Genomic DNA, 11704 nt, shown 5'->3' with positions numbered 1-11704 from the left:
GAACGCGACTAACAATCAGTGGGGGATAAGGAAAACCCCCACTGATTGAAGTTTCACTTTATCCATTCACGCTGCAGCTATTTAACAAATTTATACATTAATAGTTCATCTGCATAGGTCCCATCTTTTCTTTTTATATGTTTGACTTTGCGGCCTTCCTCCTGAAATCCGAATTGCCTGTACAGGTGGATAGCCCTTTGATTATATGCAAAAACCTCAAGACATATTTTTTCCAGACCAGGTTCTTCTTCCGCCCATTCCAGGAATTGTTTAAGCATTTTGCTTCCCAGCCCCTGGTTGCAATACTTCTCCTGTATGGTGATGCCGAAATAACCCAGATGGTTCACTTTTTTGTTTTTTGACCGCCGAAAGTTCAGCATTCCAACCACTTCGTTGTCAACTTCCGCTACTAAAATAAGATCCCCAGTTCTAATGCTCCGTTCAATCCACGCTTCTTCTTCTGCAATTGTTAAATTAAACTCATCCGCCTCTGTCATTAAAAAATCTGTTTCTCCAAAAGCCTTCCGGCAATGAGCGAGAATGGCTTCCGCATCACTTTTGGCAGCTGATCGAATCTGCAATTCCTGTTCCCCCACTCTTTTTAAATCCATTATATAAGAGAGATGCAAATAATTTCCATGTTTTTTCATCATAATAAAATGGAATTAAAAGAGTATTAATGATTTGGAGGGATTTAGTAATGTCTAATACTCAAAACAATCCACAGGAATTTCCGCCTCAGCATCAGGATCATCAGCCCGGGACAGAGGCGCCAATGCAGCCTGAGCCCCAAACGGTGGATCCAAATTATAAAGGGTCTGATAAATTAAAAGGAAAAGTTGTTTTAATAACAGGCGGAGACAGCGGCATCGGTAAATCAGCCGCCATTTATTTTGCCAAAGAAGGAGCCAGCGTAGCGATTGTCTATCTGGAAGAACATGAAGACGCAGAAAAGACTAAAGAGGCCATTCAGGCTGAGGGACAGGAATGCCTGCTGATTTCCGGTGATATCGGAAGCGAAACATTCTGTAAGGATGCAGTCAGAAAGACACTTGATAAATTTGGTCAAATCGATGTACTGGTGAATAATGCAGCCGAGCAGCACCCTCAAAAAAGTCTGCTTGATATCACTGCTGAACAGCTTGAAAAAACATTCCGAACAAACATCTTTTCATTTTTCCATCTGACAAAGGCAGTACTGCCACACCTGAAAAAAGGAAGCTCCATCATCAATACTGCATCTATAACCGCTTATGAAGGAAACGAACAGCTAATCGACTACTCTTCTACAAAAGGTGCGATAGTCTCCTTCACACGCTCATTGGCCAAATCGCTGGCTGGACAGGGAATTCGCGTAAATGGAGTGGCTCCGGGACCTATTTGGACACCGCTTATTCCATCTACATTCTCAGCCGATAAGGTATCAAAATTTGGATCAAATACCCCAATAGGCAGAGCAGGACAGCCTTATGAATTGGCTCCGGCCTATGTCTATCTTGCCAGTGATGATTCATCTTATGTGAGCGGCCAGATGATCCATGTCAATGGCGGCACAATTGTAAATGGGTAAACGAAAGGGAAGCCTGCCAGAGGCTTCCCTTTTTTTATGATACAATCTGTGGTTCTTCAGTATTCGGACTGCTGCATGAGCAGCGTTTTACAATTTTATGGGGAATAATAATTCGCTTTACAGGCTCCCTCGGGTTTTCAATTCTGTATATGAGGCTTCGTGCAGATTCAAACCCCAGATCGAATATATTGATATCGACAGAAGTTAGGGGAGGCCTGGACATTTCAGCCAAAAGCACATTATTAAAGCTGATGATAGACATATCTTCAGGAACTCTTATACCCAATTCATCCAACGTATTCAGGACACCCAATGCCATTAAGTCGTCGGCAACCACAAGGGCAGTTGGAGGTTTTTTCAGGGAAACGAGTCCTCTGACAGCTTCCTGGCCACCTTCTTTTAAGAATTCCTCATGAACAATATATTCATTTACCAGCTCTATGCCAGCATCCCTTAATGCTTTTTCATAGCCAAGCAGCCGTTCAACTGTAACGGTTAGATTCAAGTTTCCGCCAACAAACGCAATTTGGTTATGGCCAAGCTTAATCAAGTATTCCGTTACTTCTTTGGCTGCACGGAAATTATTATTATCCACGTAAGTGATTTCTTCTTCGTCTGAAAAAGGCTTGCCTATAACAACAAACGGGAAATCTCTTTCCTTTAAGAAGGCAAGGACTTTGTCCTCCACTTTTGAATAGAGCAAAATTACTCCATCTACCCGGCCGCCCTGTACCATCTGGATGACGCCTTCATAGATTTCATCATCCGTTTTTCCGGTTGTCATATGGAGGGCATAATGCCTTTCATGGGCACCCTCACTCAGACCTCTAAGTACAGTAGGGAAGAATGGATTCTGAAATACAACATCTGTGGAACTCGGCATTATCAGTCCAATTGCGCGGGTTGACTGGCTTGCAAGACTGCGGGCAATAAAATTCGGATGGTATCCTAATTGTTCCATCGCCTCTCTGACTTTTTGCTTGGTTTTCTCGCTGATGCGAGGATTGTTGGCAATAACCCTTGAAACAGTAGAAGGCGCGACTTTTGCCATCTTTGCAACATCTTTAATTGTGACTGCCAATAGAATCACCCTCTCCTTGAGGTCTCTGTTATTATTATTATTATAATCAAAACAGGTTTGATTTTCTTTTCATTTTTAAACTGTTAACAGGATTAGGAAGAAGGGAGGCAATTAAAAATAAAATTACTCTGATCTCTTCTTTTTGGACCGCTTCCATAAAAGATAGAGAAAAATCATAAAAGCTGAATAAACTGCCGCCAGTGCTCCAATTAGCGGAATATTCAATCCTGACTTTTCTTTCAGAACATATACTTCAGCTTCTTCCCGATCAATAATCAACTCATATTTATCGTCTTTACTGCGGATAAGATCATTAGAAATCATGCCGCGGAGCTCTCTTTCTTCTTCCAATTGTGAGGAATCAAGAACCGCTTTCTGTGTCTTTGTTGAATTATTGATTGCAATTACCGTTGTTTCATCATCGAATGTCCGTTTATAAACAGCAAAACCGTCCTTTTCCTCCAGCAGTTCCATGTCGCCTCTCGTTAGAGATGGCAGTAATTCCCTTACTTCCCCGAGTTTTGTAATATAATCTATCAACTCTTTGTCTGTACGGAAATCCATCTGCCTGCGGTTATCAGGATCTTCACCGCCATCCATAGCTATTTCACTTCCATAATAAACAATCGGAATCCCAGGTGAGGTGTACATGTATGTTAATGCAAGCTTCCATCTTGGTCCCGGATGATGATTTTTTGTGATAGCATCACGGGTGAACCTGACAGTATCGTGATTATCCATGAAGGTTCCCATTAGATAGGGATTTTCATAAAATGCTTTATTTCGATCCCAGTTTGTAAAAAGCCATCTTAACGGTTTATCAGGTTCTGCAAAGGCGGTTCTCAGATGGTCATTTAAAGGATAATCAACAAAGCCGTCTATCCCTGTTTTTTCATATTGGGCAATGTATTTGGGATCATCCGACCATACTTCCCCAAGCAAATAAAAGTCTTCTTTGACTGATTTGACATTTTTAGAGAAGTCGGTCCAGAAAGATTTTGGAACATGCTTAACGGTATCAAGCCGATAACCGTCAATATCCGTTTCTTCAATCCACCACTTAGCTGCATCCATTAAATAGTTTTTCACATCAGGGTTCTCCTGGTTTAAATCAGGAAGCCCATAAATCCAGCCATTTTCAATTTCAGTCTGATTCGACCAGTTCGCGATATCCTTTTTTTCATGGAACCAATCTTTTTTTTCAGGATCATTAACCCAATCGTGATTGTAGCCTACATGGTTCACTACGAAGTCCAAAATCACTTTCATATCTCTTTTGTGGGCTTCCTTGACTAGCTGCTTGAACTCATCCATTGTGCCAAAGTGTTCTTCCGTATTATAAAAATCTTTTATCCAGTAACCGTGATAGCCTTTCTCTTCATTATCAAAAACTGGAGTCAGCCAAATTGCTGTAAACCCCATATCCTTAATATAATCAAGGCGTTCAGTAATTCCCTTGAAATCTCCGCCATGATAAGCCTTTGGGTCCTGAACATCAACTTTAAAATCATTGTCTGGATCTCCATTGCTAAATCGGTCTACCATTAAGAAATAAATTGTTTCATCTTGCCATTTACGCTCTTCTTTTTCAGCTGCTCCTGCCGGCAGGGCATAAAAAAGAAGAAACGGGATTAAGATGAAGGTTATGATTCCTTTTTTCATCGCCGCTCCTCCTTCATTTTTCAAGCCGCTGCGGGACTCCAATCAAGTTCGCAGCCTTCAGCGGCAAGTAAAGTTTCAGCCCTTTAAGATTAGCCTTTTGTTCCCCCTGCCGTCAAACCTGATACAAAGTATTTTTGGAACATAAGGAAAAGTGCAGCAATCGGAATTGCTATTAAGACCGAGCCGGCTGCAAACTTTGTAAATTCATTTCCAAATTGCTTGGCAACCATTTCATACAATCCTACTGCCATTGTGAACTTTTCATCTGTTCTTAACAAAATTCTGGCAAGGATGAAATCACCAAAAGGAGCAATGAATGAAAATAGCGCAACTACCGCTACAATTGGTTTTGCAAGCGGCATAACAATTTGCCAGAAAACACGAAGATGGCTAGCACCATCCATTTTCGCAGATTCATCAAGTTCTTTCGGAATCGTATCGAGATAGCCTTTCATCAGCCATGTATTCATAGGGATCTGGCCGCCTACATACACCAGGATCAATCCAAGATGTGTATCAATTAAACCAGTTCTTGTCGCTAATACAAAAATGGCGATCAGGGCCGCAAAGTTAGGTATCATTTGCAGTACCAGGAACGTTAATAAACCATTTTTCCGCCCGATAAAACGGTAACGCGAAAACGAATAGGCAGTCAATGATACTGTAATAACCGTTAGTATCATGGTCAGCGTACTTATTTTCAATGAATTCCAATACCATTTAACATAATTGGACTTCTCTAAATCAAATAGATATTTATAATGGGCCAACGTCGGATTTTCAGGAAACATAGTTGACCCCGACAAACTCTGGCCCGGATTTAATGATGAGCCTACAACCCACAAAAGCGGATAAATGACAATAAAGCTCATAAAGGCAATGATTACATATGAAAGTGTCAGCCGGATCATTTTATTTTTCTTCATGCTCATATCTACATCAAATCCTCTTCTTGGAATGATTTTGTTCTTCTAAACTGCCATAGTGCTACAGTGATGACGATAAGCGACAGAATCATGGTAACTGCAGCTGCTTTGCCATATTGGGCAGAAGTCATAGTCAGTTTATAAATCCAGGATATAAGAATATCCGAACCGCCGGCATTTTGGCCCGGAATAGCCGGTCCGCCGCCATTAAACAAGAAGATAACATTAAAGTTATTGAAGTTGAACGTATACTGAGTAATGATAATCGGTGCCGTTGCAAACAAAACCAACGGCAGAGTAATCTTTGTGAATTTCTGCAGAATCGTTGCACCATCAACTGTTGCAGCTTCATAAAGCTCATCCGGAATAGACTGCAGCACACCTGTTGTCATGGCAAAAATGAACGGGAATCCAAGCCAGGACTGGATGAAAATTAAAGCTAAACGTGTCCAATTTTCCTCTGTCATCCATGGAACGGCACCGATGCCAATTGCATCCAGAATTGTTTTATTAACCACACCGAATGTTTCATTGAACATTCCTGAGAAAATCAGGATCGAGATAAATGAAGGTACTGCCCAAGGGAGAATGAAAATTGTTCGGATAATCGCTTTCCCTTTAAGATCCTTCTGGTTAACGAGAATTGCCAGGAAAATACCCAGAGCTACCTGCAGAGTCGTAGCTACAAAAGTCCAGACTATAGTCCAGCCCATTACGCCAAAGAAGGTTTTTCTCCATAAATCCAGTTTAAAGATATCGATAAAGTTCTGAATGCCAATCCAATCTACCAGCTTTGCAGGTGGAGAATGGTATAAATCATAGTTAGTAAATGCAAGAAGAATTACGAATAAGATGGGAAAAATAACAACGAACACCAAAAGAAAAAACCCTGGTGAGATCATTAAGTATGGGAAACCATTATCAAGGAGATTGTGGTACTGTTCTCTGACACTGTTTAATTGCAGTCCCAAATCACGTTTTTTCCCGTTATTATAAGCATCATAAATATTAAAGGCATAAATGATCAGCCCCAAAGCTGTTACGATCAATGCAATTATTCCGTCGATCAGAAGAAAAATCGAATGGTCCAGAACTGGAATTTCCCCTAGTGTGAAAAGTCCCCAGAAACCCCAATTCAGTGTGTCAAAAAATGCTGCAAAGAACGAAACAGTGAGAATTAAAAATATGGCACCTTTAAGGAACTGTTTATTATAAAACTGTCCAAATCCAGGCAGGATGGATAATAGAGCAGCATTTCTTCCATGGTTGGATGTCATTTTTTTTGCGTCCATACGGCTATTGCCTCCCCTTTCTTATAGGAGAAAGTATTTTTCTATTATTATAATTCATTTATAAGAATATTAGCGACTGTTTTGTGCAAACGGTTGCTCTTAAAAGGAACATGAAAGCGGCTTTCTGCCGCTTCTGCTTAAAGGTTCGAAAGTATTCATTTGAAGCAGAGACCTATCTGCTCAGGCACCTTCCGTTTTTTATCATTATATAAAAGTATGGGCAATACCTCCTCAGAGGTACCGCCCTTATGTCTGTCAAGCTTTACTTGGCAGGGTGATTTGTTTCAATATTTGTTTTGATCGTTTTAACTGCATCATCAAGCGCTGCTTTTGGTTCCGCTTTACCTGTTGCAATTGTTTGAAGTGCAGAGGCCATTGGTCCCCAAACTTCAGCCATTTCAGGAATGTTTGGCATTGGAACAGCGTATTGAGATTGCTCAGCAACTGCTTTTGCAGCTTCATTGTCTGTGATTACCGGATCTTCAATAAGAGATTTTACAGGAGGGATTTCCTGAGTTGTCTCAAAACGGATTTTTGCGTTTTCTTCGTTTGTAATATGTTCAACTAACTTTGTTGCCCAGTAAGGGTTTTTAGTGAATGCAGTTACATTCCATCCCTTAACACCCATAAATGTCTTAACAGGCTCACCATTAGGAAGCTTAGGCATTACAGATACACCAACATCGATCCCTGCATCCTTCATTCCTTGAAGTGCCCATGGACCATTCATTACAGAAGCAGCTTTTCCTTCATTGAATAGGCCATCCATTGCAGCTCCTCCGCTTTCCCCGATAATTCCTTTAGGGAATAAGCCTTCGCTGTACCATTTTTGAATAAACTCAGCACCTTCAACAGCACCTTCGTTATTTAAACCAACATCTTCACGGTCTAATGCTCCGTCATTTTCATTGAAAACATATCCACCCATGCCAGCGATAGGGCCGTGAGCGAAATAGAAGTTATCGAATAAAGCCAGGAATCCATACTGTCCGCCAGTTGTTAATTCTTTAGCTTGAGTATAAAGCTCATCCATTGTTTCAGGAGCTTTTTCCATTAATGCTTTATTATAGATGAAAACTGGTGTTTCGGTTGCTTTTGGAAGACCATATAGTTTTCCGTCATACATTTGCGCACTGATGGATGATTCTGTGAAAGTATCAAGAACGCTGTCATCAACCTTGATTTCCTGAAGAAGACCTTCTGTTACAACCTGGCCTATTTGGTCATGAGGCAATGTAACAACGTCAGGTGCATTACCTGCAGGTCCATCAAGTCTTAACTGGTCACGGATTTTATCAGCCATGCCTAATTCTTTGAATTCAACTTTAATTCCATATTCTTTTTCAAAAGACTCAATGGCAGGCTTTAATGCTACGCCTTTATCTGTGTCTTCCCAAACTACTAATTTTTCCGGTTTTGGCTCTTCAGCCTGGCTTTCACCTGTGCCGTTATCTTTATCTGTATTTTCCGGCTGTGCCTCACGCTGAGGACCGCAAGCTGCCAGCATTCCTATTACTAATACCAGCATCATAAAGAAAGATAGTGACTTTTTCATGATATTGCCCCCTTAAATAGATCTGTTGCTTAATGTAAATAGTACAACCGTTTGCACAAAATTGTAAACGCTTTAATCTATTTCTAAAAAAATCAGCGTTCACTTAAACTATAATTCAATGAAACCGCTTAATGAAAACGATTGCACAATTTCTATTTTTTATTATACAAGGTTTTTGGGCTTTTACAACTACTTTTTTCTAAATTATTTTTGAATGAAAAAAATATATTAAAAATACTCGAATATTTACTATACATTTTTGCTCCATTCCTATGGTATAATGCAAGCGATTGCACTTTGAAAGGGGAATTATAATGGACAAGGCAGCCATCATACACTACCCTGCTGATCATTTTGTTTATCCTATCAGCAGAAAAACCTTACATATTAGACTGCAAACAAAGAAAGATGATATTTCTGAAGTCACTTTACTGCACGGTGATCAGTATTTATGGGCGGATGGGAAATGGCAGTATGAAAAAACCGATATGCAGAAATCAGGTTCTGATGGCATTCATGATTATTGGCATGCCTATATTAACCCGCCATTTAGAAGATCCCGATACGGATTTCATTTAAAGTCCTGTGAGGAAGAATTGATTTTGACTGAAAAAGGCTTTTACGAGGAGGCTCCTGCTGATTCAGGTTATTATTTCAACTTTCCCTACCTGCATCCTGAAGAAGTATTTCAAGCCCCATCCTGGGTGAAGGATACAGTCTGGTATCAAATTTTCCCGGAAAGATTTGCTAACGGAAATCCCGACAATGACCCCAAAGGTGTTCTTCCCTGGGGAAGTGAAGAGCCTTCTAAAGATAATTTTTTTGGCGGAGATTTTGAAGGTGTTATTGGACATCTGGACTATCTCGTGGAACTCGGCGTTACCGGCATCTATTTCACACCTGTTTTTAAGGCATTTTCCAATCATAAATATGATACAATAGACTATCTGGAAATTGATCCCCAGTTTGGTTCGAAGGATACTTTAAAGAGACTGGTAAAAGAATGCCATGATCGGGATATTAAAGTGATGCTGGATGCCGTTTTCAACCATAGCGGATACTATTTCCCCCCATTTCAGGATGTGCTTGAGAAGGGAGAAAAATCACCTTATAAAAATTGGTTCCATCCACATAGTTTCCCTCTAAGAGGCGGGGAGTACCCTAATTATGAAACCTTTGCTTTTGTAGAGCAGATGCCAAAACTGAATACAAAAATTCCAGAGGTGAAAAAATATTTGCTCAAGGTGGCCAGATACTGGATTGAAGAATTTGATATAGACGGCTGGCGGCTGGATGTGGCAAATGAAGTTGACCATCAGTTCTGGCGTGAATTCAGGCAGACTGTAAAAAAAATCAAACCAGACCTCTATATATTGGGTGAAGTCTGGCACAATTCAATGCCATGGCTGCGCGGAGACCAATTTGATGCTGTCATGAATTATCCTTTTACCACCAACCTGCTAAACTTAATTGCAAAAAAATCCATAACGGGCAGTGAGTTCGCCAATAATATGACCGCTGAAATTCACAGCTATCCTGCCAATGTCTATGAATCTGCATTCAATCTGGTTGGAAGCCATGATACACCGAGGATCTTAACGGAATGTGAAGAAAATAAAGACAGGGTAAAGCTGATTTACACACTTTTATTCACCTTTATGGGTTCACCATGCCTATATTATGGAGATGAAATTGGACTAAGTGGTGTAATGGATCCCGGATGCAGAAAATGCATGGAATGGGATGAGGCAAAACAGGACCGTGAATTGTTTTCTCATATTCAAAAGCTTATTAAGGTTCGGAAGGAAGAAAAGCTGCTCGCAAATGAAGGTCAATTTGAATTTATTCAGACAGATCCTAATATAGTTGCCTACCGAAAATACGATGATGAAAAAACAATTATAGTACTCGCCAACCCTGCGGATGAAAGCGCGGAATTTGTATTGCCATATCCGCTTAAGGGTGTTAAGGTAACGAATATGCTTACAGACAAAGAATTTGCAGCTGAAGCGGAAAACCTTAAAGTTCAGCTTGATGGCTGGGGGTTTGAAATCCTGTCCTTCCCTGCAAAGCTTCACTAAATAGGAAACCTGATTGAAATAAGGAAAAGTTTTTAAGGGCAAGACCTTAAGGCTTTTCTTTTTTCGTTTATATATTGTCGTGGGTCCCTCCTATTTACATGAAATCATTTCAAATAGGGAGAATAACCATGACTAAGAACCAGAAAAAAATGACATTATTTGCTCTAACCTGGCCGATTTTCATTGAAATATTGCTTCACATGCTCATGGGGAATGCCGATACGCTTATGCTTTCGCAATATTCGGATGAATCTGTGGCTGCCGTCGGTGTGTCAAATCAGATTCTTTCACTTGTAATCGTCATGTTTGGATTTATAGCGACCGGGACATCCATCCTAATTGCTCAAAATCTCGGCGCGAAAAATAATAAAACGGCTGCTGAAATTTCGACTGTATCCCTGGGGGCAAACCTGGTATTTGGGGTATTCCTCAGTATAATTTTATTTGTTTCAGGCAAACCGCTGCTCCGCATGATGGATTTGCCTGAGGAGCTATTGAGCCAGGCAAATGCCTACTTAGTCATTGTTGGCGGCTTTTCCTTTGTTCAGGCATTGATTATGACAATTGGTGCCATCATCAGAAGTTACGGATTTACAAGAGATGTTATGTACATTACAATCGGCATGAACATTTTAAATGTGATTGGCAATTACTTTTTTATTTTCGGCCCATTCGGTTTTCCGGTATTGGGTGTAGAAGGAGTGGCCATCTCTACTGTCGTCAGCAGATTGATCGGATTGGCAGCTGCTGTCGCCGTCCTGCTTAAAAGAACGGATAAAGCACTTCCGTTCCGATTACTTTTCCGCTTTCCAAAGGAACATATCAAAAACCTTTTAAAAATCGGAATCCCTTCAGCGGGAGAGCATTTATCCTATAATGGATCGCAAATGGTCATTACGATATTCATCGCTGCTCTCGGAACAGAGGCTTTAACTGCAAAGGTTTATACGCAGAATATCATGATGTTCATATTTCTATTCAGTGTCGCCATCAGCCAGGGCACACAAATCCTGATAGGCCATATGGTAGGCGGAAAGGATTATGAAGGAGCCTATAAAAGATGTATGAAAAGCCTGCGCTTAGCCATCATCATTTCATTCGGGACTGCGGTTCTTTTCTCCCTGTTCTCAGAAAAATTGATGGGCATATTCACTTCTAATCCAGATATCATAAAGGTTGGCAGTGTTCTCATTCTTTTGACCATCCTCCTGGAGCCAGGCAGATCGTTTAATTTAGTCGTCATCAACTCCCTGCGTGCAGCCGGGGATGTAAAGTTCCCCGTTTATATGGGGATCCTTTCCATGTGGGGCGTTAGCGTTACCCTTTCCTATGTCCTGGGAATTCATTTTGGACTGGGTCTTGCCGGCATTTGGATCGCCTTTATTGCCGATGAATGGCTTAGAGGATTGCTTATGTTATGGCGCTGGAGATCCAGAGTCTGGGTGAATAAATCATTCGTGTCTTCAAAAGCGGTATAAATAAGAAAAGCGGAAGCGCCTTGCTCACGAAGGAGCGCAGACTAAGAACGCCACGTCCT

General features: G+C 40.8%; 9 protein-coding genes. 3 read left to right on the top strand and 6 right to left on the bottom strand.

Annotated elements, in window-relative coordinates; genetic code table 11:
* Positions 1–77 precede the first annotated feature (77 nt).
* Positions 78–581: a GNAT family N-acetyltransferase gene (locus CE058_RS24170; RefSeq protein WP_286168171.1), complete on the bottom strand. Its 504-nt coding sequence runs from the start codon at positions 579–581 to the stop codon at positions 78–80.
* 119 nt (positions 582–700) lie between these two features.
* On the opposite strand from CE058_RS24170, the gene CE058_RS24165 reads away from it, so the two are divergent.
* Positions 701–1570 carry an SDR family oxidoreductase gene (locus CE058_RS24165; protein ID WP_048008496.1) on the top strand — a complete coding sequence of 290 codons (870 nt, stop codon included), beginning with the start codon at positions 701–703 and terminating at the stop codon, positions 1568–1570.
* Between the two features lie 34 nt (positions 1571–1604).
* Here CE058_RS24165 and CE058_RS24160 read toward each other — a convergent pair whose 3' ends face one another.
* The 5 genes from CE058_RS24160 to CE058_RS24140 all read right to left on the bottom strand — a co-directional run bounded on the left by CE058_RS24160 (position 1605) and on the right by CE058_RS24140 (position 8086).
* On the bottom strand, positions 1605–2651 hold the full coding sequence (locus tag CE058_RS24160) for a LacI family DNA-binding transcriptional regulator (RefSeq protein ID WP_048008495.1): 1047 nt from the start codon (positions 2649–2651) through the stop codon (positions 1605–1607).
* A 123-nt stretch (positions 2652–2774) separates the two neighbouring features.
* The gene (locus CE058_RS24155) at positions 2775–4313 is read right to left on the bottom strand and encodes an alpha-amylase family glycosyl hydrolase (protein ID WP_163145288.1); all 1539 of its coding nucleotides are present in this window, start codon (positions 4311–4313) and stop codon (positions 2775–2777) included.
* 89 nt (positions 4314–4402) lie between these two features.
* Positions 4403–5245, bottom strand: a complete 843-nt coding sequence (locus tag CE058_RS24150) for a sugar ABC transporter permease (RefSeq protein WP_163145287.1) — start codon at positions 5243–5245, stop codon at positions 4403–4405.
* Between the two features lie 2 nt (positions 5246–5247).
* Positions 5248–6531, bottom strand: a complete 1284-nt coding sequence (locus CE058_RS24145; RefSeq protein WP_163145286.1) for a carbohydrate ABC transporter permease — start codon at positions 6529–6531, stop codon at positions 5248–5250.
* A gap of 262 nt (positions 6532–6793) precedes the next feature.
* Positions 6794–8086, bottom strand: coding sequence for an extracellular solute-binding protein (locus CE058_RS24140; RefSeq protein ID WP_163145285.1), 1293 nt, complete (start codon positions 8084–8086; stop codon positions 6794–6796).
* Positions 8087–8400: 314 nt separating this feature from the next.
* On the opposite strand from CE058_RS24140, the gene CE058_RS24135 reads away from it, so the two are divergent.
* Positions 8401–10167 carry an alpha-glycosidase gene (locus CE058_RS24135; RefSeq protein WP_163145284.1) on the top strand — a complete coding sequence of 589 codons (1767 nt, stop codon included), beginning with the start codon at positions 8401–8403 and terminating at the stop codon, positions 10165–10167.
* 128 nt (positions 10168–10295) lie between these two features.
* Positions 10296–11645 (top strand): MATE family efflux transporter, encoded by a 1350-nt coding sequence (locus CE058_RS24130; protein WP_163145283.1) that lies wholly within the window; start codon positions 10296–10298, stop codon positions 11643–11645.
* The last annotated feature ends 59 nt before the right edge of the window (positions 11646–11704 follow it).

The sequence above is a fragment of the Bacillus sp. 22-7 genome, from assembly GCF_010628845.1.
GTDB classification, from domain to species: Bacteria; Bacillota; Bacilli; order Bacillales; family Cytobacillaceae; genus Cytobacillus; species Cytobacillus firmus_B.
Note: the sequence above shows the minus strand (reverse complement) of the source record. Positions and strands in the feature narration are given on the sequence as shown.